General features: G+C 65.4%; 20 protein-coding genes. 11 read left to right on the top strand and 9 right to left on the bottom strand.

All coding sequences use genetic code 11. The features are described from left to right. Positions 1 to 8: 8 nt before the first annotated feature. Positions 9 to 401: a hypothetical protein gene (locus tag VK792_RS00565; RefSeq protein ID WP_326295258.1), complete on the bottom strand. Its 393-nt coding sequence runs from the start codon at positions 399 to 401 to the stop codon at positions 9 to 11. A gap of 109 nt (positions 402 to 510) precedes the next feature. On the opposite strand from VK792_RS00565, the gene VK792_RS00560 reads away from it, so the two are divergent. Both VK792_RS00560 and VK792_RS00555 read left to right on the top strand, forming a co-directional pair. Further along, a complete protein-coding gene (locus VK792_RS00560) occupies positions 511 to 1,533 on the top strand; it encodes an aspartate-semialdehyde dehydrogenase (RefSeq protein WP_326295255.1) in 1,023 nt (340 codons plus the stop codon). A 209-nt stretch (positions 1,534 to 1,742) separates the two neighbouring features. Further along, complete coding sequence (locus tag VK792_RS00555; RefSeq protein ID WP_326295252.1) at positions 1,743 to 2,081, top strand: hypothetical protein; 339 nt, start codon at positions 1,743 to 1,745, stop codon at positions 2,079 to 2,081. Between the two features lie 3 nt (positions 2,082 to 2,084). On the opposite strand, the gene VK792_RS00550 is transcribed toward VK792_RS00555, so the two are convergent. Next, positions 2,085 to 2,732, bottom strand: coding sequence for a carbonic anhydrase (locus VK792_RS00550; RefSeq protein WP_326295250.1), 648 nt, complete (start codon positions 2,730 to 2,732; stop codon positions 2,085 to 2,087). A 141-nt stretch (positions 2,733 to 2,873) separates the two neighbouring features. On the opposite strand from VK792_RS00550, the gene VK792_RS00545 reads away from it, so the two are divergent. The 4 genes from VK792_RS00545 (at position 2,874) to speB (ending at position 6,596) form a co-directional block, all read left to right on the top strand. Further along, positions 2,874 to 3,254: a hypothetical protein gene (locus tag VK792_RS00545; RefSeq protein WP_326295247.1), complete on the top strand. Its 381-nt coding sequence runs from the start codon at positions 2,874 to 2,876 to the stop codon at positions 3,252 to 3,254. 70 nt (positions 3,255 to 3,324) lie between these two features. Beyond that, positions 3,325 to 4,710, top strand: coding sequence for a leucyl aminopeptidase family protein (locus tag VK792_RS00540; RefSeq protein WP_326295246.1), 1,386 nt, complete (start codon positions 3,325 to 3,327; stop codon positions 4,708 to 4,710). Next, positions 4,707 to 5,561: a C40 family peptidase gene (locus tag VK792_RS00535; protein ID WP_326295244.1), complete on the top strand. Its 855-nt coding sequence runs from the start codon at positions 4,707 to 4,709 to the stop codon at positions 5,559 to 5,561. Before VK792_RS00540 ends, VK792_RS00535 begins: the two co-directional genes overlap by 4 nt. A 78-nt stretch (positions 5,562 to 5,639) precedes the next feature. Next, entirely contained in the window at positions 5,640 to 6,596 is a 957-nt protein-coding gene (gene speB / locus VK792_RS00530; protein WP_326295242.1) for an agmatinase, read from the top strand. 87 nt (positions 6,597 to 6,683) lie between these two features. Here the strand turns inward: speB and arfB are convergent, their stop codons facing one another. From arfB to VK792_RS00500, 6 genes are all read right to left on the bottom strand, one after another. After that, the gene (arfB, locus tag VK792_RS00525) at positions 6,684 to 7,100 is read right to left on the bottom strand and encodes an alternative ribosome rescue aminoacyl-tRNA hydrolase ArfB (protein WP_326295499.1); all 417 of its coding nucleotides are present in this window, start codon (positions 7,098 to 7,100) and stop codon (positions 6,684 to 6,686) included. 344 nt (positions 7,101 to 7,444) lie between these two features. Further along, positions 7,445 to 8,074, bottom strand: a complete 630-nt coding sequence (locus VK792_RS00520) for a queuosine precursor transporter (protein WP_326295240.1) — start codon at positions 8,072 to 8,074, stop codon at positions 7,445 to 7,447. Between the two features lie 90 nt (positions 8,075 to 8,164). Continuing rightward, on the bottom strand, positions 8,165 to 9,064 hold the full coding sequence (locus VK792_RS00515; protein WP_326295237.1) for an esterase-like activity of phytase family protein: 900 nt from the start codon (positions 9,062 to 9,064) through the stop codon (positions 8,165 to 8,167). Continuing rightward, a complete protein-coding gene (mepA, locus tag VK792_RS00510) occupies positions 9,037 to 9,954 on the bottom strand; it encodes a penicillin-insensitive murein endopeptidase (protein WP_326295235.1) in 918 nt (305 codons plus the stop codon). Before mepA ends, VK792_RS00515 begins: the two co-directional genes overlap by 28 nt. Further along, entirely contained in the window at positions 9,924 to 11,288 is a 1,365-nt protein-coding gene (locus tag VK792_RS00505; RefSeq protein WP_326295233.1) for an MFS transporter, read from the bottom strand. Before VK792_RS00505 ends, mepA begins: the two co-directional genes overlap by 31 nt. Before the next feature lie 55 nt (positions 11,289 to 11,343). After that, positions 11,344 to 11,880 carry an acyl-CoA thioesterase gene (locus VK792_RS00500; RefSeq protein ID WP_326295230.1) on the bottom strand — a complete coding sequence of 179 codons (537 nt, stop codon included), beginning with the start codon at positions 11,878 to 11,880 and terminating at the stop codon, positions 11,344 to 11,346. A 124-nt stretch (positions 11,881 to 12,004) separates the two neighbouring features. On the opposite strand from VK792_RS00500, the gene VK792_RS00495 reads away from it, so the two are divergent. The 3 genes from VK792_RS00495 (at position 12,005) to yaaA (ending at position 15,254) form a co-directional block, all read left to right on the top strand. Further along, a complete protein-coding gene (locus VK792_RS00495) occupies positions 12,005 to 12,313 on the top strand; it encodes a YggT family protein (RefSeq protein WP_326295228.1) in 309 nt (102 codons plus the stop codon). An 85-nt stretch (positions 12,314 to 12,398) separates the two neighbouring features. Then, the gene (recQ, locus tag VK792_RS00490) at positions 12,399 to 14,456 is read left to right on the top strand and encodes a DNA helicase RecQ (protein ID WP_326295226.1); all 2,058 of its coding nucleotides are present in this window, start codon (positions 12,399 to 12,401) and stop codon (positions 14,454 to 14,456) included. Positions 14,457 to 14,483: 27 nt separating this feature from the next. After that, complete coding sequence (gene yaaA / locus VK792_RS00485; protein ID WP_326295223.1) at positions 14,484 to 15,254, top strand: peroxide stress protein YaaA; 771 nt, start codon at positions 14,484 to 14,486, stop codon at positions 15,252 to 15,254. Here yaaA and VK792_RS00480 read toward each other — a convergent pair whose 3' ends face one another. After that, positions 15,255 to 17,432: a response regulator gene (locus tag VK792_RS00480; RefSeq protein WP_326295221.1), complete on the bottom strand. Its 2,178-nt coding sequence runs from the start codon at positions 17,430 to 17,432 to the stop codon at positions 15,255 to 15,257. It abuts the gene before it with no gap. 138 nt (positions 17,433 to 17,570) lie between these two features. Between VK792_RS00480 and VK792_RS00475 the strand changes: the two genes are divergently transcribed. Continuing rightward, on the top strand, positions 17,571 to 23,000 hold the full coding sequence (locus VK792_RS00475) for an alpha-2-macroglobulin family protein (protein ID WP_326295219.1): 5,430 nt from the start codon (positions 17,571 to 17,573) through the stop codon (positions 22,998 to 23,000). Then, on the top strand, positions 22,997 to 25,024 hold the full coding sequence (gene pbpC / locus VK792_RS00470) for a penicillin-binding protein 1C (RefSeq protein WP_326295216.1): 2,028 nt from the start codon (positions 22,997 to 22,999) through the stop codon (positions 25,022 to 25,024). Before VK792_RS00475 ends, pbpC begins: the two co-directional genes overlap by 4 nt. The last annotated feature ends 20 nt before the right edge of the window (positions 25,025 to 25,044 follow it).

The following is a 25,044-nucleotide window of genomic DNA, read 5'->3' as shown; positions in this document are numbered from 1 at the left end:
AGAGGACGTCAAGCAGAAGGAAAATCCCGCCCTTCTGCCGCCAGTTCAATGATGTGACGAACCGATAAAGCAATTCGTGTTCCCTCGCGATAACCGCCGCTCTTTCTTGTTCCGCAAACACCCACGGAGCACACACAGAACCCGCACAGAATCGTACTGAATCCAAAACGCCATCTTAAATACTCAGCATCTCTATACCGATTTGCACAAAGCTTGGACAAGCAAAGTTTTTCTGCACCTGCAAAGACCGGCGAATTTCCACCGGTGAAACGAGGGTTAATGCGTCTTTTTTGGTCAAGACGTGGATCGACGCCCGCTTCACGGGCAAAATCCCTCGATTTCGATGATAGCGCAACCAAAAAGCGTGCCCGTTTTTTGCGCAGGTCATGAAATCCGCGCAACCCGCGGCCAAACCCCTTTCACCTACGCCCCGCCTGCGGTAAGAGGCGCGCCAGTCCGCGCCGCGCGCATGTCGCGTCCGGCCCGGCTGACCGTAAAAGGAGTAAGACCATGGGCTACAAGGTCGTAGTCGTCGGTGCCACGGGAAACGTGGGCCGTGAAATGCTGAACATCCTGGCCGAGCGCCAGTTCCCGGTCGACAAGATCGCCGCGCTCGCGTCGCGAAAATCCCTTGGCACCGAGGTCAGCTTTGGCGACACCACCCTGAAAACCAAGGATCTGGACACGTTCGATTTCACCGGCTGGGACATGGCGCTGTTTGCCGTCGGCTCTGGTCCGACCAAGGAATACGCGCCCAAGGCCGCGGCCGCCGGTTGCGTGGTGATCGACAACTCGTCGCTCTATCGTTACGACCCCGACGTTCCGCTGATCGTCCCCGAGGTGAACCCCCAGGCGGTCCATGGCTATGCCAAGAAGAACATCATCGCCAACCCGAACTGCTCGACCGCGCAGATGGTTGTCGCGCTCAAGCCGCTGCACGACCGCGCCACGATCAAGCGCGTCGTCGTTTCGACCTACCAGTCGGTGTCGGGTGCGGGCAAGGACGGCATGGACGAGTTGTGGGAACAGACCAAGGCGGTCTACAACCCCACCGCCGACGTGCCGGCCAAGAAGTTCACCAAGGAAATCGCGTTCAACGTCATCCCCCACATCGATGTCTTCATGGACGACGGCTCGACCAAGGAAGAGTGGAAGATGGTGGCCGAGACCAAGAAGATCATCGACCCCAAGATCAAGGTCACCGCGACGTGCGTGCGGGTGCCGGTCTTCGTCGGTCACTCCGAAGCGGTGAACATCGAAACCGAAGAATTCCTGGACGAGGATGAAGCCCGCGACATCCTGCGTGAAGCACCGGGGATCATGGTAATCGACAAGCGCGAGAACGGCGGCTACGTCACGCCGAAGGAATGCGTCGGCGATTTCGCCACTTTCATAAGCCGCATCCGCCAGGATTCGACCATCGAGAACGGGCTGAACCTGTGGTGCGTGTCCGACAACCTGCGCAAGGGCGCGGCGCTGAACGCGGTGCAGATCGCCGAACTTCTTGGCCGCGAGTGCCTGAAGAAGGGCTGATCGTCCGACCGGAAACGATTGCAAGGGGCGGTCCCGCGGGCCGCCCTTTTTCTTTGCCGGATCGGCCGGAAAATATGTTTGCGCAAACAAGGCGTTGCTTGCAGCAACCGCCCGCAAGAATCCCCCCGCCAGCCGCAAAATCGGTCCGCACCGGCCCTTTTCCGGCCCGAATCCGCGCCCAGCCTGATTGCACATGCAGGAGACCGACCATGCACATGCAACCGAACCTCGATACAGACTGGCACGGCCAGCAGTCCGACGCCCTGCCCGCCCCGCTCGACAGTGAATCGCTGTTGTTGCTGCGCGGCTTCCTGACCCCGATCTTCGAAACCGCCACCGACTGGCGGGGGCTGACCCAGAAGCTGGGGGAAAAGGGCTATGGCCTGGCTCTGCGCCACGGCCGCCTCGTTGTGATCGACCGCGACTCCGGCAGCGCGATCTGCACTGGCCAATCGCTGGGCGTGCCGCTGCGCAGCCTGGCAGGCCGCATCGGCCGGCCGGTGGTCAGCATGGCGCCGGGCGGCACCACTGCGGCGTTGCAGGTCTAAGGCTCAGACCGGCTGATAGGTCCCGGTCTTGCTGTCGTACCACTCCAGCTCGCCCGCGCCGATTTCGTTCCACAGCCCGTGCAGGGTCAGGTCGCCCGCCTCGACGGCGGCCTTGACGAAGGGAAAGCTCATCAGATTCTCAAGCGAGACAACGACGGCCTCTTTCTCCAGCGCGCGCGCCTTTTCGGCATCGTCCGCGATGCCCGCCACCCGGTCGAAGCCGGGCCGCAGAATATCCATCCAGCGCCCGACGAAGCTTGACGTTTCTTCCAGATGCGGCGCCTTGCCGGTGCACATGTCCAGGCAGCCCTGAACCCCGCCGCAGTTCGAATGCCCCATCACGATCAGGTGCGACACCTTCAGCGCCGTCACCGCGTATTCCACCGCGGCAGAGGTGCCGTGTTGCTGCCCGTCAGGCTCGTACGGCGGAACAAGGTTCGCGATATTGCGGTGGATGAAGAATTCGCCGGTGTCGGCGCCAAAGATCGCCGTCACATGTACACGCGAATCGCAGCACGAAATCACCATTGCCCGCGGACGTTGGCCTTCGCTTGCCAGCCGCTTGTACCATGCGCCATTCTCGGCATAGGTCGTGGCCTTCCAGCCCTGGTAACGTTGGATCAGATAGGACGGCAGCGCACGTGCGGGCATATCAAGGTCTCTCCTGTTCTGAGTCGTCGTGTCGATACGCAGGATTCACCCGAAATTCGAGAGAAAAGATGAAACGCGGCTAACCGTTTGGGAACCCCCGACACGCATTCTTGCCCCCGGTGAGTGATCAAGGGGGTCCCGGTGGGACAAATTACAGTGCTGCCCGTGAAAGAACGGGCATTTGTGGAATCCGATCAGATTGACCTGCTCCGGGCACAACTGGGCACCAGCGTGGCCGAAGGCGTCATCTGTCGCGCGCTCGAGGAACTGGGCCAAAGGTTGGGCAGGGTCGAACGATTTCTGGAAACCGGAGACATGAAAGATCTGCATCGCACGGCTCGCTCTGTGGCGGCCATTGCTGCACAGATCGGGCTGGCGGGCCTTGTACGGGTCGCCGGCGACGTGCAGCAATGCCTGGACGATGGCGACCGCACCGCGTTGCAGGCCACCACCGCGCGGTTGATCCGGGTCGGGGAACAGTCGCTGACCGCGATCTGGGACACCCACGACCAGTTGGTCTGACACCAATTCCGCTTGCAGCCGCGCCTTGGGCAGGTACCCTTGTCAGGCAAGTGCCCAAGGAACCCGCAAGATGCCCATCGAATTTGCCCTGCCCGACGCCGACGCCTGTCCCGTCCACGTCCTGTCCCCTGACCAGGTCGATGCCTGGGCCGACAGCCAGTCCGACCGCGTCCGCGCCTGGGTCACCGCCAACGGGTTTTCCGCTGGCATCGGCAGCAGCCTGGCGATCCCGTCCGAGGACGGCACCGCAGCGGCGGTGCTGATCGGCTATGGTACCAAGGCGCAGCGCCGCCGGGGCCGGTTTGCGCTGGCCGCCGCCGTGCCCGGCCTGCCCGCGGGCACCTATCGCATCGCCTCGGGCCTGCCCGACGCCGCACAAGCGGAAGAGGCGCTTGGCTGGTTGCTGACCGGCTATGCCTTTGCCCGCTACCGCGACCGCAAACCAGCGCAGGCCCGGCTGGTGGCCCCCGACGGCATCGACGCCGACCGCCTTCAGATCTACGCCGCGGCAGAGGCCCGGATCCGCGACCTGATCAATACCCCGGCCTCTGACATGGGTCCGACCGCGCTGGAAGAGGCGGCGCGCTCGCTTGCCACCGAATTCGGCGCCACGATCTGCGTCACCGTGGGCAAGGCACTGCTGGCGCAGAATTTCCCGATGATCCACGCCGTCGGCCGCGCCGCCGATGACGACCCGCGCCTGATCGACATCCGCTGGGGCGATACCGGCCCATCGCTGACGCTGGTGGGCAAGGGCGTCTGCTTTGACACCGGCGGGCTGAACCTGAAACCGGGCTCTTCCATGGCGCTGATGAAAAAGGACATGGGCGGCGCCGCCAACGTGCTGGGCCTGGCCCACATGATCATGGCGCTGAACCTGCCGATCCGCCTGCGCGTGCTGATCCCGGCGGTGGAAAACGCGGTCTCGGGCAACAGTTTCCGCCCCGGAGACATCCTGACCAGCCGCAAGGGTCTGACCGTGGAAATCAACAACACCGACGCCGAGGGCCGGTTGGTGCTGGCCGACGCATTGGCCCATGCCGACGAAGAGATGCCCGATTTCCTGATCTCCATGGCCACGTTGACCGGGGCCGCGCGTGTCGCCGTCGGTCCTGATCTCGCGCCGTTCTTCACCGATGACGACGACGTGGCGCAGGCCCTGGCCGACTCTGCCCCGCGCATGGCCGATCCGGTCTGGCGCCTGCCCTTCCACACCCCCTATGAAGCGATGATCGAACCCGGCATCGCCGATCTCGACAACGCCCCCGGCGGCGGCATGGCGGGGTCGATCACCGCCGCCCTGTTCCTGCGCCGCTTCGTCGAGGCGACGCCGCGCTATGCCCATTTCGACATCTATGGCTGGAACCCGTCCAACGCCCCCGCCCGCCCCAAGGGCGGCGTCGGTCAGGGCCCGCGCGCCATCCTCGACGCGCTGCCGCAGGTGCTGGGCCTGTGACCGCCCCCACCGATCGCCGCCCGTTGCGCAGCAACGGCCACGTCGCCCACAGCAGCCTGCAAGGCCTGATTGCCGCGGACAGGTTCACCGACGGCACCCCTCAGATGGTCACCGCCCCGCACCCGGTCGACCTGCTGAACGCCCCGGACGGCAAGCGGGACCGCCAGTTGCTGACCGGCGCGGGCTTTACCCTGCTCGACACGCAGGGGCCCTGGGCCTTCGGCTTTGCCACCCGCGACGGCTATGTCGGCTGGGTCGCGGCGCACCACCTCGGCCCGGCGCAACCGCGGACCCACCGCGTCGCCGTCGCCCGCGCCATCGGCCTTGACAGCCGCAGCGTCAAGCAGCCGGGCACACCGGTTGTCCTGCCCTACGACAGCGCGGTGCAGGTGACCGAACAGGTCGACACCTGGGCCGGGGTCCGCATCGGAACGGACACCAAGTGGTTCCGCGCCAACAACCTCGCCCCCCTCCCGCATCCGGACTCCGATCCGGTCACCGTCGCAGAACGCCTGCTCGGCACGCCCTACCTCTGGGGCGGCAACTCGGCGCTCGGCATCGACTGTTCCGGCCTCGTGCAAACCGCGCTGCACGCCTGCGGCATCGACTGCCCCGGCGACAGCGACCTGCAGGAAAAGTCCCTGGGCCAGACGCTGCCCCCCGGCACGCCGGCGACACGCGGCGACCTGTTTTTCTGGAAAGGCCATGTCGCCATGGCGGTCGACGCCGACACCCTGATTCACGCCAACGCCTGGACCATGACCGTGGCTTACGAACCCATCGCCACTGCCCTCACCCGGATCGACGCCCAGGGCGACGGGCCGCTGACCCGCCACGCCCGGTTGTCCTGACCCGCCAGCACGCGCCGCGCACCCTTGCCAAACCCGTCCCGGCCCGACAGTCTGCGCTCAACCGCGAAGGAGCCGACAATGTCCTCTGATCCCTATTTCCACCCCGTCTCCGGGTTTGACCTGCCGCGCTTCGCGGGGGTGCCCACCTTCATGCGCCTGCCGCACCTGGCCCCCGATCACCCGCGCTTCGGCGACGTGCAGATCGGCCTGGTGGGCGTACCCTGGGACAGCGGCACAACCAACCGCCCCGGCCCGCGCCACGGGCCGCGCCAATTGCGCGACGCCTCCACCATGATCCGGGCACAGAACGGCATCACCGGCCTCCGCCCGTTCGAACGGGTCAACTGCGCCGATCTTGGCGACGTCGGCCCCAACCCGGCCGATATCCAGGACAGCATGACCCGGATCACCGCCTTCTACGAACAGCTGGTACAGGAAGGCATCCGGCCGCTGACTGCCGGCGGCGACCACCTGACCAGCCTGCCGGTGCTGCGCGCGCTGGCCCGCCAGCGACCGGTCGGGATGATCCATTTCGACAGCCACACCGACCTCTTCCACAGCTATTTCGGCGGCACCCTGTACACCCACGGCACACCTTTCCGCCGCGCCGTGGAAGAAGGCCTGCTCGACCCGAAACGCGTGGTCCAGATCGGCATCCGTGGCACCGCCTATGACATGGAGGACCGCGACTTCGCCAAATCCGTCGGCATCCGCATCATCCCGATCGAGGAATATTTCGCCCGCGGCTATGCCGATGTCATGGCCGAAGCGCGTGCCATCGTCGGCAGCGATCCGACCTACATCAGCTATGACATCGACTTCGTCGACCCGGCCTTCGCCCCCGGCACCGGGACGCCCGAAATCGGCGGCCCCAACAGTTTCGAAGCGCTGGCCGTGGTCCGCGAACTGGCCGGGCTGAACATCGTCGGCGCCGACATGGTCGAAGTCTCGCCGCCCTTCGACGCCACCGGCGCCACCGCGTATCTCGGTGTGTCGGTCATGTTCGAACTGCTCTGCGCCATGGTCTCGGACTAGGCCGCACCCGGCCTTTCATCTTTCCGAAAATACTCCGGGGGTGAATTGCCCGGAACGGGCAAGAGGGGGCTGCGCCCCCTCCGCGCCTCACTCGCCCTCGATCCGGCCGCGCAGGGCCTTGACCTCGCCGCGTTCCTTCTTGGCCTTCAGCCGGCGCAGCTTCGATCCATGCGTGGGCTTGGTGGCAATCCGGCGTTTCGGCACCACCAATGCCTTGCGGATCAGCTCGGCCAGCCGGTCCCGCGCGATCTCGCGGTTGCGGGCCTGGCTCCGGGTCTCGTCGACCTGGATCACCAGCGCGCCCTCGTTGGTCCAGCGCCGCCCGGCCAGCCGCTTCAACCGTGCCTTGACCGGCCCCGGCAAATTGGGCGACCGCTCCGCCTCGAACCGCAGCTCGACCGCGGTCGACACCTTGTTGACGTTCTGCCCACCCGGACCGCTGGCCCGGATGAACTGCTCGGTCAGTTCCCAATCCGCGATTTCGATCTTGTCGTTGATCCGCATGATCCCGCGCCCGTTTTGCTGCACCTGCAATATGCATGGAATGTGCATGCCTTGTGCATCGAATGTGCCCCGCCGTCAAAGCCCCCGCCCGCCGCGGTGCGGCGCAAACAAAAAGGACCGCCCGTCAGTCCGGGGCGGTCCTTCGAGAATTTCGGAGGCGTGGCGGTTAGGCCGTGCCAATTCGGGCGTCGTCACACGCCAAGGGTTGCCCTAGCGGTGACCCTCCCAAACTGTTCCGACACCTCTCTCCAATGCTTCTCTAGACACTGGATCACCTCCTTTCTCTGATTGACTGCCAGATCAGGGTGGCACGGGTCGCCCGGAACACAAAATGAAATTTGATGTCACGCCGGACGTTTATCGTGAAGCGCCCATGAAACGATCATCTTGAACGGCACCAGTGCGATCAGCGCCAATGACAGCTTGACCAGCCAGTCGGCAAAGCCCAGCGACACCCACAACGGCACCAACGGACCAACGCCCAGCAGGGGCAGGACCTCGCCCGCCCAGCTGACATCATTCGCAGGCTCAAGCGCTTGCAAAGACGCGGAAAATGCCACGGTAAAGAAGATCGCCGTATCGACGGACGAGCCCACCAGCGTCGATGCCAGCGGTGCCCGCCACCAGCTCCCGTTGCGCAGCCGGTCGAAAATCGCCACGTCCAGCAACTGCGCGGTCAGGAAGGCAAAGCCTGATCCCAGCGCGATGCGCAGCGTGACCAGCGGCCCGAATTCGCCCATGATCCGGGTGCCGATCAGCGAACAGATCACGCCGACGACAAAGCCCGCAAACACCACCTTGCGCGCGGCGGCCGCGCCATAGACGCGGTTCATCACGTCGGTGACAAGGAAGGCGAAGGGATAGGTGAAGGCCCCCCAGGTCAGCCATTGGCCGAACAGGAACTGCACAAGGATGTTGGAGGCCACGACGATGGCGGCCATGGCAAGAATGCCGGGAAGATGCTGGCGAGTCATTGGTTTACCCGTTTTTTGCAAGGTTGCGGGGACTTGGCCCCCGGGAATCGGGGACGCGACCGTCTACTGCCAAGCCCTGTCGGGCGCAAGTCATTCAGCGATGGTGTATTCGACGATCTGGGTCTGCTGGAACCAGTTGAAATTGTCGTCCGCGATCATCGTCAGACGGATCGCGCCGGTCTCATCCCGCCACACCGACAGCCCTTCCAGGTTGTCGTATTGCGCGGGCTCTGTTTGCAGGATCACGCACTCCTCGACCAATTCGGTCTCGCTCAGGGAAAAGCGGCGGACACGGTTGCTGAAGGCATAGCCGTTGAACGCCCGTTCCAGCAGGTAGAACCTGCCATCCGGCCCGATATCCGCGCCCACCGGCAGGAACGCGGCATCGCGGCGGATGTGGAACGGCACATCCCAGTTGCCGTTGCGGTATCGGTAAACAGGGTACGGTCGCGTCAATCGCCCGGACCGTTCCGGCAAGGTGTACAGCCAGCCACGCGCATCGACGGCCAGCGCCTCGAGCGAAGAATTGGCGATCAGGGTGTTGAACTGCGCCGGTCGAGGAAGGATGCCGGTACGCGCCGGATCCGTGTAGTCCCAGACCCGGTGGAAGCCTTCGAAAGACACGAAGATCCGCCCGTCTGGCGCAACCGCCAGCCCTTCGGAATCCCAATATTCGTGGTCCAGCCGGGCGCCCGTGTCGTCGGTCAGGTGCCGGAGCAGGCCACGCTCGATCCCCGTGATCACGCCGTTTTCGCGCAGGAACCGGCCCGAAAACAGATCGCTGTGATCGGTCAGCGCAGTGAACCCGCCGCCATCTTCGGTCACCTCGATCGCGGAAAAACCGCCAAACAGGTCCGCGTCGCCCGGTTCGTCCCCGAACCAGCGATACACACCGACAAGGCGCGCCGACGGCTCTGCCCCGGCCGTTTGGGCCAGGACCAGAACCGTCAGACATGCCTTGATCAGTTCGCCTGCAAGACGCCGGCGCATTGTTTGGGAAGGTCCGCAAGTTGCAGGGCGCGCTTGGGCTTGGGCTTGGGCGCGTTCGGGTCGGGCTGCGGCGGGTTCAGGATATTGTTGACCCACTGTTGCGCATCGGCGCAGCCATCCCCCGGCGGCGGCGGCGACTGGTTCACACAGCCGCTGGCCCCCTTGGGACAGTTCAGGCGGACGTGGAAATGATAATGATGCCCGTACCACGGGCGGATCTTGCGCAACCAGGCACGGTCGCCCTTTTCCTCGTTGCACATACGCACCTTGGCCCCGGGAAAGACAAAGATCCGGGCGACCCGCGGATCTTGCGCCGCGGCTTTCATCAAGGCCATGTGCTGCGGTGTCCAGGCATCGTTGGTATAGGCCCCATTGGCCCGACGCAGGGAAATGGACGAAATGTTTTCGCGTTCCGACCGGCTGAGGTTCAGCCGCTTGGGCGGCAGCATCCAGATATCTGCGTCCAGCCCGATCTGGTGACTGGCATGGCCCGAAGTCATCGGCCCGCCACGCGGCTGGCTGAGGTCGCCGATATAAATGCCTTCCCACCCCGGCATCGCAGCGGCCTTGCGCGACAGATCCTGCAGGAAATCAATCAGTTCCGGCTGTCCCCAGTTGCGGTTGCGCGACAGGCGCATGGCTTGCCATGTCGGCCCGGTTTCGGGCAGTTCAACCGCCCCTGCCTGGCAGCCCTTGGCATAAGAGCCGAACGCCGCGGACCGCTGCCGCGATGGCGCGCGCTTGGCACCGAACAGGTCCTTGGCATCCTTCGTGCTGAGGATCCCGGCGCTGCGCCCCACGGTTTCCATCTGCGCGGGCTGTTTCGGCTGCGGCGCACCGCACGCCGCCAACGTGGCGATCAGGCCGAGGGTGAGGAATTTTCGGACCATGCTGCGGGGTCTCCATCGGGTTTGACCCAGACTAGCAACAAAAGCCCGATCAGGAAAAGCCCGACCAGCGGAGATACGCCCAACTGCTGCGACCCGGTGATATAGGTCACCACGCCGATCAGCGTCGGCGCCAGGAAACTGGTCGCCTTGCCTGCCAGCGCGTAAAGGCCAAACGCCTCTGTCATCCGCGCCGGGTTGGCCTGCCGCACCATCATCGTGCGCGAGGCCGACTGGATCACGCCACCCGCCGCGCCGATGGTCGCGCCAAGGAAATAGAACACGAGGTCGGGCAGGCTCGATCCCTCGGCGACCGGCATGAAGAACACCGACTCGCGCGAGACAAGGACGATGCTGACGCCCACGGCGGTCAGCACCAGGATGCACAGCGTGATCACCGGCTTGGGCCCGAACCGCGCGTCCGCCTTGCCGCCCAGCCAAGCAAACAGCGCGCCCGAGATAATGGCGATGATCCCGAACTTGCCGGTGTCGACCACGCTCCACCCCAGCACACCCGCGGCGTAGATACCGCCAAAGGCATACATCCCGTTCAGCGCGTCACGATACAGCATCGAAGAACCGAGATACGCAAACAGCGACGGCGTTTTCGGCAGCGCCTTCAATGTGTGGCGCAGGTCTTTCATCGCACGTCTTACCGCGCCTTTCGGCGCCGGGTGCGCCTTGGGGTCGCGGACATAGACGAAAAACGGGATCATGAAGACCACGTACCAGATCGCCGTCAGCGGTCCGACAAAGCGGGTGCCCTCGCGCGCGCCTGCATCCAGCCCCAAGGCCGGTGACAGGCCAACAAAGGTCTTTCCGGTCGTGGCGCTTTCGGCGAAGAACACCAGCATGATGACCAGCGCGATCAGCCCCCCGACATAGCCGAATGCCCAGCCGTTGCCGGAAATCTTGCCGATTTCCTCTTTCGGCCCCAGATCGGGCAGCATCGAGTTGGTGAAGATCGTCGCGAATTCCATCCCGATCATGCCGATCGCGAAGAAAAACAGCGTCAGCGTCAGGTTGAAACTGCCCGGCGCGGCGTACCACAACATACCCGACCCGATGACATAAAGCACCGAGAACCCCCAGACCCAGCGCAGCCGGTTGCCCGATGTGTCGGCCAGGGCCCCAAGGATCGGGGCAAGGATGGCGATCACCAGGCCTGCGGCGCCGATGCCGAACCCCCAGGCCGACTGCGCGGCGCTGCCGTCACCCAGCAGTTCCTTGATGTAGGGGGCAAAGATGAAGGTGATCAGCAGCGTGTTGTACGGCTGGCTGGCCCAGTCAAAGAAGAACCAGCCCCAAATGCGTTTCCGCAGGCTTGTGTGCGCCATGATCATCCCCCTGTCCTTGGCGGGGATATGACGGCCAAACCGCCGCGCTGGCAAGTTAATCCTGCATCGGGGGCCAGGGGCGTTGCGCCTCTGCCGCGATCCAGGTCGTGATCCAGTCCGGCATCGGCGGCGACGTCAAGTCGTGCCCCATGTCCGCCAGCACCCGCGCGGGCGGCACAATCCCGTTGCGGTCGGTCACGGCGGACCGGTACAGGATGTGGCTGGCGCACTCGCCGTTCTTCTTCCACATCGACTGTTCCAGATAGATGAACCTGTCATCCCAGCAGACCGCGCGGCTGCGCATGGTGACGCGTTCGAACGCGCGGATGCGGCGGCGATAGCGCACGCAGGCCCCCGCCATGGTCAGCCCCCAGCGGTTGCGTGCCAGCGCCCCGATCAGCCCGACCCGACGCGCCAGCGGAATGCGCCCGAGGTCATAGAGCGTCAGCGTGCGGCCGTTGTTCAGCTCCATCCAGATATCCAGGTCCCAGGGCCAGCAGATGTGGTGCGAAACATGCTCTCCCTCCAGCGGCAGGGCGGGGGCTTTGCGGCTGACGATCAGCTCTTTGACCATGCGGACGATCGGGTACATCGGCGGGCTCCTTTTGTTGCCCCCGTGCGCTGCGTGCAACGGAAGGTCAACCACGACCTTGCGGCACTCTTGAGTCGCGAGACCCGCCGACTTATCTGATGTGCAACCAAGGAGATTTTTTCACATGCAGGCAATTGCAGGCCCCATCGGGCTGATCCTGAACGTGGCGTTTTTCGTGATGATCATGCACATCATCATGAGCTGGCTGATCAACTTCCAGGTGCTGAACCTGCGCCAGCCGCTGGTGGCGCAAATCTGGGACGGGCTGAACCGCCTGCTGGAGCCGATCTATCGCCCGATCCGCAACATCCTGCCCAACACCGGGGCGCTGGATCTTGCGCCGCTGGTGGCCTTCCTCATCCTGATTTCGCTGCGCGACTACATCCTGCCGACGGTGCTGTGCGGCGGCTACCCGTTGGGCTATTGCCGCTAAATCTGGGTCTCTAGGCCCTTGTTCACCAATTCTTAGTGTGTGATTGTCTGGATCAGAGCAGTTCCAGACAATCACGAGGGTGTTCATGCCCCGCGACCTTCCCGGCGCAGACGCGCTGTTGCGCGACATTTTCGGTTTCGATGCCTTTCGCCCCGGCCAGGGCGAGATTGTCGAAGCCGTCGCGCGCGGGGACAACGTTCTGGCGATTATGCCCACGGGGGGCGGCAAATCCCTGTGTTTTCAGCTGCCCGCGCTGATGCGGTCGGGCGTGACGGTGGTGATTTCGCCGCTGATCGCCCTGATGCGCGACCAGGTGCGTGGGTTGAAAGAGGCGGGCGTCGCCGCCGGAGCGCTGACCTCGGGCAATACCGAGGACGAAACCAACGCTGTCTGGGACGCGCTGCACGACGGGTCGCTGAAACTGCTGTACCTCGCGCCGGAACGGCTGGCGTCATCGGGCACGCAGCGGATGCTGGCGCAGGCCGGTGTCAGCCTGATCGCCGTGGACGAGGCGCATTGCGTCAGCCAGTGGGGCCATGATTTCCGCCCCGATTACCTGCGTATCGGGGCGCTGCGGCGGGAACTGGATGTGCCTTTGGCCGCCTTCACCGCGACGGCGGATGCGGAAACACAGGTCGAGATCGTTCAGCGCCTGTTCGACGGGAAGCAGCCGCAGACCTTCCTGCGCGGGTTCGACCGGCCCAACATCCACCTGGCCTTTGCCGCCAAGAACAGCCCGCGCCAGCAGGTCCTTGCCTTTGCCGCCGCGCGCAGGGGGCAGTCGGGCATCGTCTATTGCGGCACGCGGGCCAAAACCGAAACGCTGGCTCAGGCGCTGTCCGAGGCCGGGCATTCCACCGCCTTTTACCACGGCGGCATGGACCCCGACGCGCGGCGCGGGGTCGAGGAACGGTTCGCCACCGAAGACGGGCTGATCGTCGTTGCCACGGTGGCCTTTGGCATGGGCGTTGACAAGCCCGATATCCGCTGGGTCGCCCATGCCGACCTGCCGAAATCCATCGAAGCCTATTACCAGGAAATCGGCCGCGCCGGTCGCGACGGCGCGCCTGCCGAAACGCTGACGCTTTACGGGGCCGATGATATCCGCCTGCGCCGCGCCCAGATCGACGAAGGACTTGCCCCGCCCGAACGCCGCGCCGCCGATCACGGGCGGCTGAACGCGCTGCTTGGGCTGGCAGAGGCACTGACCTGCCGCCGCCAGACCCTGTTGAGCTATTTCGGGGAAAACAGCGCGCCCTGCGGCAATTGCGATCTGTGCGACAAGCCGGCAGAGGTGTTCGACGCCACCACCCCGGTGCGCAAGGCCCTGTCCGCCGCGCTGCGCACCGGCGAAAGCTTTGGTGCGGGACACCTGATCGACATTCTGACCGGCACGCCGACCGACAAGATCCGCCAGCGCCACCACGACGCCCTGCCGACCTTTGGGGTGGGCAAGGACCTGAGCAAGGGCGAATGGCAGGCGGTGTTCCGGCAGATGATGGGCCATGACCTGATGCGCCCCGATCCCGAACGCCACGGCGCGCTGGTGATGACCGACAGCGCCTTGCCGCTGCTGAAAGGCGAAACCACGATCACCCTGCGCAAGGACAGCCTGATCGCGGCCAAGGACAGCGCCCGCCCGGCGGTCAAGATGCTGGTGACCGAGGAAGACGCCCCGCTTCTGTCCGCGCTCAAGGCCAAACGCCGCGCATTGGCGGAAGCCGCGCGTGTCCCTGCCTATGTCATCTTTCCCGACCGGACCCTGATCGAGATGGCGGAGGCGCGGCCGCAGTCGCTGGACGACATGGCGCGGATCAACGGGGTCGGCGCGAAAAAACTGGAACGCTACGGCGCGGAATTCCTATCGGTCATCGCGGGCGAGGCCCCGCAGATGCATCCGACACGGCGCAAGCTGGCCGGTGACCGCGCGGGCGCCTTGTTCGACCAACTCTTGCAGGCGCAGGCCGATCTGGCGCGCGGTCCGGACGGGATGGACAAGCCTCTGTCGTGCTCTGCGTCGCTGCTGGCCAAGGTGGCGCAGACCAGGCCGGGCTGCATGGACCAGATGACCCGCCTGCTGGGTGACCGGCGCGCCGACCGCTTTGGCGCGGCCTTTCTGGACGTTCTGGCGCAAGCAGACTAAATCCAGCGCAACGGAACGGAGACTGCCATGCTTGTTGTGATTTCCCCGGCCAAGCGGCTGGACTGGAGCGAAACCGACCTGCCCACCACCCAGCCTGATTTTCAGGACGATGCCGTGCGCCTGGCCAAGACCGCGCGCAACCTGACCTTGGGTGAATTGAAAGGGCTGATGGATCTGTCGGACGACCTGGCTAGGCTGAACCGAGACCGGTTCCGGGATTTTGCCGACACACCCGACGCGAAGGTGACGCGCCCTGCCGCGCTGGCCTTTGCAGGCGATACATACCAGGGGCTGGAGGCCGCCAGCCTTGACGCAGAGGAAATGGAATGGGCACAGGATCATCTGCGCATCCTCTCGGGCCTTTACGGCGTGCTGCGCCCGCGCGACGCGATCCAGCCGTATCGTCTGGAAATGGGCAGCCGGTTGAAAACCCGGCGCGGCGCGAACCTCTATGACTATTGGCGCGACCAGATCGCCAAGGCGCTGAACGCACAGGCCGCCGAAATCGGCAGCGACGTTCTGGTGAACTGTGCCAGCCAGGAATATTTCGGCGCGGTGCCTGCAAAGGCTCTGAAGCTGCGGGTGGTGACCCCGGTCTTCATGGAAGACAAGAACGGCACCGCCAAGATCGTAAGCTTCTATGCCAAGAAGGCCCGGGGCGCGATGGCCCGCTACATCATCCAGCGCCGCCTGACCGACCCGGCGGGCATCCTTGATTTCGACAGCGGCGGCTATCGCTATCGGCCCGAAATGTCAGAGCCGGACAAGCCCGTCTTCCTGCGCACGACAGAGTCCTGATCACGGATCGGCTCCGAACCGGGCCGGGAACCACTCTGCCAGGATGCGCTTGATCTCGGGCTTGCGGATCGGTTTGGTCAGGTAATCGTCCAGCCCCGCCTGAAGGATCTGATCCTTGTCGCCCTGCATCGCGTGGGCGGTGACGGCGATGATCGGCAGGCGATCCCCCTGTTCGGCGGCGCGGATGTGGCGCGTCGCTTCCTTGCCATCCATCCGGGGCATGGAAATGTCCATGAAGACGATATCGGGGCGCTGGTCATGCACCGCCTGCACCGCCTCTTCGCCGTTGTTGGCAAAGCGCAAGGTGATATGCATGTCCTTGACCATCTTGCCAAAGACCAGCTGATTGGTGCGGTTGTCCTCGGCCAGCAACACATCCAGCCGGGCGTCTGGCGCGGGCTTGGCGGGCACATGCGCGGGGGTGGACCCCGTGATCCGCGGCGTTGGCTTGGCTGGTGCGATTGCCGCAAGCTCCGCCAGTTGCGCAAAGACCTGCCGCCGCGAGACAGGTTTCTGCAACACCGCCGCGCGCCCAAGGCCCGCGACCTCTGCCGCCAGCGGCGCGGCCTGTTGCGCCAACAGCAGTGCGGGCACTTGCACGCCTGCAAGGCGCAGATCGCGGATCACGTCGATGCCTGCCTTGTCCGGCAGGGCCTGATCGGCCACCACGGCATCGACCTGCCCGACACGGTCCAGCGCCTGCGCGGCGCTTTGGCAACTGTGCACGGTGATCCCCATCACCGCCATTTGCCGGGTCAAAAGCGCGGTGTTGGTGCTGTTGTCATCGACGATCAGAACCCGCCGCATGCTGTCGGGCAAGCGCGGGATGTCATAGCAGATCGGCTCGTCTGCCGGCAGGGTGACGATAAATCCGAAACACGATCCCCGGTCGGGTTCTGAATTGACCCAGACCTCTCCCCCCATCAGGGCAACCAGGCGCTGGGTGATCGCAAGCCCCAGACCGGTGCCTTCGAACTGTCGGTTGCGGTCATCCTCGACCTGGTTGAATTCGCCGAAGATGTGCTCGATCTTTTCCGGCGGAATGCCGATCCCGGTATCTTCGACAACGACGCGCAGGTCGGTCTTGCCGCAGTCGCCTGCCATACCGACCACCCGCACCAGCACATGTCCCTTTGCCGTGAATTTCACAGCATTGCCCATCAGGTTGGTCAGCACCTGCCGTAGCCGCCCCGGATCACCGATGAACCGGGTGGGCAGGAACATGTCATAGTCGATCAGAAGTTCGATCCCCTTGGCCGATGCCGTCGGTTGCAACAGCATCGCCACCTCGTGGATCGACCTTTCCAGATCGAAGGGGCGGGGGTGCAGTTTCAGCTTTTCCGCCTCGATCTTGGAATAATCCAGAACGTCGTTGATGATGACCAACAGCGCCTCGGACGAATTGCGGATTGTCTCGACATACAGGCGCTGTTCTTCGTCCAGCGTGCTTTCGGCCAGCAGTTCCGCCATACCGACAACGCCGTTCATCGGCGTCCGTATCTCATGGCTCATGTTCGCCAGGAAACTGGACTTGGCGCGATTGGCGGCCTCGGCCTTGCGCTGCGCCGCCTTCAATTGGGATTCGTAGCGGACCGACGCGGTGATATCGAGCGCGAGGCTGACCACATCGCCGCTATTCCCGCGCCGGTCGATCAGGCGCACGAACCGGTCGTTCCACAACCGGATCACCACCGGTTCCGGTGCCGGCGATTGCCACCGCGTCAGCATCCGCGCGCGCCAGTCCGCCGGGCTTTGAGCGCCGGGATCAATGATGCCTTCTTCGGTCATCAACTGCAGCATCCGCGGATAGGTGATGCCGGGGCTGACTTCCTCCAGCCCGTCGAAAACGGACAGGTAGGCGGGATTGGCCATGATCATCCGGTCGCTGTCGTCGAAAAACGCAAAACCGTCCTGGATTGTCTCGATCGAATGCCAAAGCCGCCGCTCCACGATCAAGATTTTTTGATTGGCGGCGCTCAGGTCCGATTTCACCCGCTTGTTTTCGTCGCGGACGGTGGCAACCTCGGCCCGGGTTTCGACAATCTCTTCGCTCAGCTTGCGGGCGTGACGATCCAGCTTGCGATTGGCCGCAAACAGTTCTGCCTGCTTGAGTTCCAGCAACCGTTCGGCAGCCAGGCGTGCCCGCCGTTCTTCCGACAGTTTGGTGACGAGCGACATGGGTCTTTCTCTTGTTTCGGACAGGGCGAAGATGGGACACGCCGGTAAACAAACCCCTTAAGCAAGAAGCCGGGGAATCCTTGCCAGCGCGCGGCGGCGCGTGGCAGTGTAGGCATTATTTTAACGGAGGTATTTCGGATGCAACGTTTGGTACTGGCCTTTTTGGCCATGCTTGTCACCGCCCTGCCCGCCCTGGCCGGAGAGGTGATGCCGGATCGCCGGTTGATCGTGACCCGCGACACGGATTTCTATGGCTCGGACCTGCAACCGCTGTTCGACACCACGCGCGATGCCTGCGAAACGCTGTGTCTGAACGACCCAGCCTGCAAAGCCTTTACCTTCAACAAGAATTCCAATGCCTGCTTTCCCAAGTCGGGCGTAACCGACCGTCAGCCGTTCGACGGCGCCCTGTCCGCAGAGGTGATCGACAACGATCCCGCCCGTGTTGCCCGCGCCGCCGAACGCAGCAAGGACCTGCGGTTCGTCAGCAGCGCCGACCTGACCAGCGCGCGGTCCGAGGCAGGGTATCTGGGGGTGCGCCACGGCGGCGCGCAATGGACACCCGAGGCGCTTTTGGATGCCGCGCGCAACGAAGAAAACGCCGGCGACATCGTGACCGCCGTCCACTGGACCGGGGCCGCACTGGCCCAGACCGACAGCGCCGATCTGTGGCTGGAATACGCCCGCCTGTCACTTCTGGCGGCGGAAAAATCCACCACATCGGGTGACACGCGCAAGTATTACCGCCGCGCGTTCCTGGCCGGGCTGAACGCCTATATCCGCACCGACACGGCCGACCTTCGCGTGAGCGCCCTGATGGATACCGCGACCGCGATGGAGAATCTGAGCCGGGGCCGCGACATGATCGACGCATTGCGCCTTGCCGAAACCATCCAGCCACGTCCCGAGGTGACGGAACTGCTGGACAGCGCGATTGGCAAATACGGGTTCCGTATTGTTGAACACACCGTCGAGTCCGACAGCGTCTCACCGCGCATCTGCGCCGAATTTTCTGAACCGCTGGTCAAGGTCGGTGTTGACTATACGCCGTATGTCCGCGTGCCCGATTCCCGCATGGCGGTGCAATCCGAAGGCGACCGGATCTGCGTTGACGGCGTGAACCACGGCGAACGCCACACCATCACCTTCCGCGCCGGGCTGCCCGCCGCCAGCGGCGAGGAACTGATCAAGGACGTTCCGCTGACCTTCTACGTCCGCGACCGCTCGCCCTCGGTCAATTTTCCGGGCCGGGCCTATGTGCTGCCGAAATCCGCGGATGCCGGGATCCCGGTGGAAACGGTCAACCTGACGGAAATCGACCTGACCCTGCGTCGGGTCGACGACCGCAACCTGCTGCGCGCGGTGCAGAACCAGTATTTCGGCCAACCGCTGTCGCAATGGGAGGAACGCGATTTCGCCTCTGACATCGCCGAGGACATCTGGAAAGGCACGGGCGAGGTCGAAAACCGCCTGAACGTCGATGTTCTGACGCGTCTGCCGATGGGCGACATCATTGGCGACCTGCCCGCCGGTGTCTATGCGCTGAAGGCGTCGGTGCCCGGTGCCGATCCCTATGACGATCCTGCGGCGACGCAGTGGTTCATTCTGACCGATATCGGCCTGACCACCCTCTCGGGGGCCGATGGCATCCACGTCTTTGCCCGCCGCCTGTCCGATGCCGAGCCGATGGCGGGGCTGACCGTCAGCCTGCTGTCGCAAGCCAACCGCGTGCTGGCCACCACCACCACCGACGCACAGGGCGTGGCGGTCTTTGCCCCCGGCCTGGCGCGTGGCACCGGCGGATCCGCCCCGGCGATGGTCACGGCGCAGCAGGGTGACGAAGATCTTGCCTTTGTCTCGTTGACCGATCCGGCGTTCGACTTGTCGGACCGGGGCGTTGCCGGGCGCGAACCCTCGCCTGCCATCGACACCTTCCTGACCACCGATCGCGGTGCCTATCGCGCGGGTGAGGTGATCCACGCCACCGCCCTTCTGCGCGATGGCCAGACCAGGGCGCTGGACGAGGTGCCTGTCACCGCGATCCTGACCCGCCCCGATGGCGTCGAATACAGCCGGCACCTCAGCAACGGGGGAATGGCGGGCGGCCATGTCTTCACCCTGCCGCTGGCCACTTCGGTGCCGCGCGGGGCCTGGCGGCTGGAGCTGTTCGCCGATCTCGACGCGCCCGCGCTGGCCAGCCAACGGGTGCTGGTCGAGGATTTCGTCCCCGAACGCATCGACTATGACCTGACCCTGCCCGAGGGTTTGCTGCGCCCGCTGGATTTCCCCCGGCTGGAGATCGAGGCCCGCTATCTGTTCGGGGCGCCCGGCGCCGACCTTCCGGTCGAGGGCGAAGTGCGGATCCGCAGCCTTGACCGGTTGGCGGCGTTCCCCGGCTACCGCTTTGGCCGCTATGACGCGGAAACCACCCGCAGCACCGACGGGTTCGGATCGTTGCGCACTGACGACCAGGGCAAGGTCAGCATCGACCTGCCGCTGAACACCGATCCCGACGACCTGCGCCCGCGTCAGGCCAATGTCACCGTGCGCATTGCCGAAGGCTCTGGCCGCCCCGTCGAACGCCGCATCGAACGCGAGGTGGCGCCCGGTGGCCCGCTGGTGGGGGTCAAGCCGCTGTTCGACGGTGTCGTCGCCGAAGGCACGAACGCGGCCTTCTCGCTTATCAGCCTTGGCGAAGACCTAAATCCGGTCCCGATGAACGTCAGCTGGACCCTGAACCGCGTGTCCACGCGCTATCAGTGGTATCAGCTTTACGGCAGCTGGAACTGGGAACGCTTCACCACCCGCAAGACTGTCGCCCGTGGCAACGCGACGCTGGGCAATGGCCCGGTCGAGATCGAGGCCCCGGTGGACTGGGGTCGCTACGAACTGGTCGTGGAGCGCAGCGACGGCAGTTACACCGCCTCTTCGGTCGAGTTCTATTCGGGCTGGTATGCGCCCGCCGACACCACTTCGACCCCCGACACGTTGGAACTGTCACTGGACCAGCCGGGCTACAGGATCGGTGACACCGCGAAACTGCGACTGGTGCCGCGCTATGCCGGCAAGGCGCTGATCACCGTGCTGTCAAACCGCGTGATCCACATGGAAGCGGTGGACGTGAGCGAGGGGGAAAACCTGATCGACCTTGCCGTCACCGACGAGTGGGGGGCAGGCGCGTATGTCACCGCCTCGGTGATCCGGCCGATGGACGTACCCGCCGGGCAGAACCCGGCCCGTGCGCTGGGTCTGGCCCATGCCGCCATAGACCCCGGCGCGCGCAAGCTGGCCGTGACGGTCGAGGCCCCCGCGCAAAGCGCCCCGCGCGGCCCGCTGGAGGCCATCATCAAGGTGGCGGGCGTGTCCGACGGGCAAGAGGCCTGGGTCACGGTTGCCGCTGTCGACGTGGGTATCCTGAACCTGACCAGCTTCAAATCCCCCGATCCCGCCGGGCATTACTTTGGCCAGCGGCGGTTGGGCGTGGACATCCGCGATGTCTATGGCAGGCTGATCGACGGGCTGGACGGGGCGATGGGCAATGTGCGGTCCGGCGGTGATGCCGGATCGTCGATGAGCCTGGACAGCCCGCCCCCGACCGAAGAACTGGTGGCCTATTTCTCGGGGCCCATCGCGGTTGAAAATGGCGCTGCGAAGGTGCGCTTCGATATCCCGGAATTCAACGGAACGGTGCGGCTGATGGCCGTGGCGTGGTCGCCGACCGCCGTTGGCGGCGACGATGCCGACGTTCTGGTGCGCGACCCGGTGGTCGTGACCGCCAGCCTGCCACGGTTCCTGTCGCCCGGCGACACGTCGCGGATGCTGCTGGAAATCGTCCATACCGAAGGCCCGACCGGCACCATGCCACTGGAAATCACGGCGGACGGACTGACCCTTGGCGCGAACCTGCCCGCCTCTGTCCTGCTGACCGACAAGGGCAAGGCGCGGGTGGTCGTTCCGGTTTCGGCCACGGATGTGGGCGATCACAGCCTGACCGTGGCGCTGACCACCCCGGACGGCCAGCGGCTTGAAAAGACGCTGGTGATGGGGGTGCGGGTCAACGACCCCGAAACCGCCGTCACCCGCCGTTTCTCGCTTGCCGCCGGCGCGACCTTCACCATGGATCAAGAGGTCTTTGCCGGTTTCCGCATGGACAGCGCCGAGGCGCTGCTGTCGGCGGGGCCACTGGGGCGGCTGGATGCGCCGGGGATGATCGCCGCGCTGAACCGCTATCCCTATGGCTGCACCGAACAGGTGACGTCGCAGGCGATGCCGATGCTGTACCTGTCATCCGTTGCCACGGCGATGGGGATCGGCGGGCAGGACAAGATCGACACGTTCGTCGACCGCGCGATCACCAAGGTTCTGACCCGGCAAAGCTCCAACGGATCGTTCGGTCTGTGGCGACCGGAGTCCGGGGATTTCTGGCTGGACGCCTACGTCACCGATTTCCTGTCCCGCGCCCGCGTGAACGGCTATCAGGTGCCGCAGCTGGCGATGCGCAACGCGCTCGACAACCTGCGCAACCGCGTTGCCTATGCCGCCGATTTCGAAGATGGCGGCGAAGAGATCGCCTATGCGCTGATGGTGCTGGCCCGCGAAGGGCAGGCCAACATGGGCGACCTGCGGTACTATGCCGACCAGAAGGCCGACGCCTTCGGCACGGTCATGGCGCAGGCACAGCTTGGGGCGGCGCTGGCCACCTATGGCGACCAGACCCGCGCCGACCTGATGTTCGCCAAGGCAGCACGGCGGGTCGTCGCCAGCTTTGGCGAACAGGAATCGCCCGTGCTGCGCGCCGATTACGGCAGCAACCTGCGTGATACCGCCGGGCTGCTGAGCCTTGCGGTCGAAGCCGGCTCCTCTGCCGTCAACACCGACGTGCTGACCCAGCGGCTGGGCGATCGCGGCCGCGCGCTGTCGACGCAGGAACAGACATGGGCATTGCTGGCGGCCCACGCCATGGTGCGCGATCCGGCGGTCAGCGGGCTGACCGTCGACGGTGCGCCGGTCAGCGGGCCGTTCGTGAAGCGGCTGGACGGTGCAAACCTGCAACCGATGCAGATCACCAATTCGTCCAGCGTGCCAACCGACATCACGCTGACCACGCTGGGCGTGCCGCTGACACCGGAACCGGCGGGCGGTTATGGCTATGCCATCGAACGCGCCTATTTCGGCATGGATGGAAAACCGGTCGAGGGCACGGTCAAGATGGGCGACCGGATGGTTGTCGTGCTGACGGTGCGGCCCGCGGAAAAGACCGGTGCGCGGCTGATGGTCAACGATCCCCTGCCCGCGGGGTTCGAGATCGACAACCCGAACCTGCTGCGCTCGGGCGATATCCGGGCGCTGGACTGGCTTGACCCCAGCAAGGCCGAACATTCCGAGTTCCGCACGGACCGCTTCCTCGCGGCCATCAACTGGCGCGGGGACAAACCGTTCCAGCTGGCCTATATCGTGCGCGCCGTGTCGCCGGGGGAGTTCCACCACCCCGCCGCCTCGGTCGAGGATATGTATCGTCCGCAATACCGCGCCCGGACCGAAACCGGCCGGACCGTGATCGCGGAATGAAACGCTGGGCCCTGCTGGCCGCGGTCGGGGCACTGTACCTGACCGCGGTCGCGCGTGACGGGCTGGACGCCTGGATCGACGCGACGGACTTGCCGGTTCTGGCGCACGCCACATCGGCAGAGGTGCGTGACCGCAACGGTGCCCTGCTGCGTGCCTACACGATCGACAACGGACGATGGCGGCTGGCCGTCAGCGCGGATGCCGTCGATCCGCGATTCATCGACATGCTGCTTGCGTACGAGGACAAGCGGTTTTTCGACCACGCCGGGATCGACCCCGTCGCCCTGCTGCGCGCAGCGGGGCAGGCGTTGCGCCACGGGCGGATCGTATCGGGCGGCTCGACCCTGACGATGCAGGTCGCGCGCCTGCTGGAAGAAAGCGGGACAGGAGCCTGGCAAGGCAAGCTGCGGCAGATGCGGCTTGCGCTGGCTTTGGAACGGCACCTGGACAAGGATCAGATCCTGTCGCTCTACCTGCTGCTGGCACCCTATGGTGGCAATATCGAAGGGGTGCGGGCGGCCTCGCTCGCGTGGCTGGGCAAGGAACCCGCGCGCCTGACCCCGGCCGAGGCGGCGTTCCTTGTGGCCCTGCCGCAGGCACCGGAATCCCGCCGCCCCGACCGCCACCCCGATATTGCCCGCAGCGCCCGCGACCGGGTGTTGCAGCGGCTGGCCGGTGGCCCCGCCTTGGCGGCGGGCGATGCACGGGCGGCGCTGCGCGATGCCGCGCCCCGCACCCGCATCCCGTTTCCGCAACTGGCCCCCCACCTGTCCGACCGCTTCGTCGCCGAAGGCGGCGGGCGGCATGACCTGACGATCGATGCCACGCTGCAACGGGTGCTGGAAACCTATGCCGCGGACCGCATGGCGCGTGCCGCACCGGACCTGTCACTGGCCATCGTCGTTGCCGATCACACGACCGGAGAGGTGCTGGCCTCGATCGGGTCGCCCGGCTACAGCAATGCCGCAGGCCGCAAGGGCTTTGTCGACATGACCCGCGCCCTGCGCTCGCCCGGGTCGACGCTGAAGCCGCTGGTCTATGCGCTGGCCTTCGACCGCGGCCTGGCCCATCCCGAAACCCTGATCGCCGACACGCCGGTGCAGTTCGGCACCTACGCCCCGCAGAATTTCGATGGCGCGTTCCGCGGAGACGTGCGCGTGGCCGAGGCGTTGCAGATGTCGCTAAACATTCCCGTGGTGCGGCTGACTGAACGGTTGGGGCCGGCGCACCTGATGGCGGCGTTGCGCAAGGCAGGGACCAAGCCCGAGCTGGCCGGCGGGCAGGCCGGGCTTGCGGTGTCGCTGGGCGGGGTCGGCCTGTCACTGAACGATCTGGTGCAGCTTTACGCCACGCTGGCGCAGAACGGGCGGGTCACTTCGTTGCGCTGGACCGATACACCCGACGCCCCGCGCCCGCAGATCGTTGCCCCCCGCGCGGCCTGGATGGTAGGCCACGTTCTGGCCGGGATCCAGCCGCCGCCCGCGTCCGGCCCGCGCGGGCATGTCGCCTTCAAGACCGGCACGTCCTATGGCCACCGCGATGCCTGGGCGGTAGGGTTCGACGGGCAGTTCGTGGTGGGCGTCTGGACCGGGCGGCCCGATGGCACCCCTGTGCCCGGGGCCTTTGGCGCGGATGCCGCCGCCCCTCTGTTGTTCGAGGTCTTCAGCCGTGTCCGGCCAGAACCCGTGCCGCTGCCCGCGCCGCCCGCCGACACGCTGTTGCTGCCCAACGCGCAACTGCCGACGCATCTGCAACGCTTTCGTATCGACAACGACCACCAGGCCAGAGGTGTCAAACTGGCCTTCCCGCCCGACGGCGCGTTGCTGTCGTCGGATGCGGGTGGCTTGACGATCCGGGTCAGGGACGGGCACCCGCCCTATACGGTGCTGGCCGATGGCGCCGTTCTGGCCACCGGTTTGCGGGTGCCTGAATTCACCCTGCCGCTGACCGGTCCGGGTTTCGCGACGCTGTCGGTGATCGACAGCGCCGGCGCGTCGGACCGCGTCAGGGTCGAGTTGCGGTAGAGGGATGGCCCCCGACCGTT

This window comes from Mesobacterium hydrothermale (genome assembly GCF_035818635.1).
GTDB lineage: Bacteria > Pseudomonadota > Alphaproteobacteria > Rhodobacterales > Rhodobacteraceae > Mesobacterium_A > Mesobacterium_A hydrothermale.
Note: the sequence above shows the minus strand (reverse complement) of the source record. Positions and strands in the feature narration are given on the sequence as shown.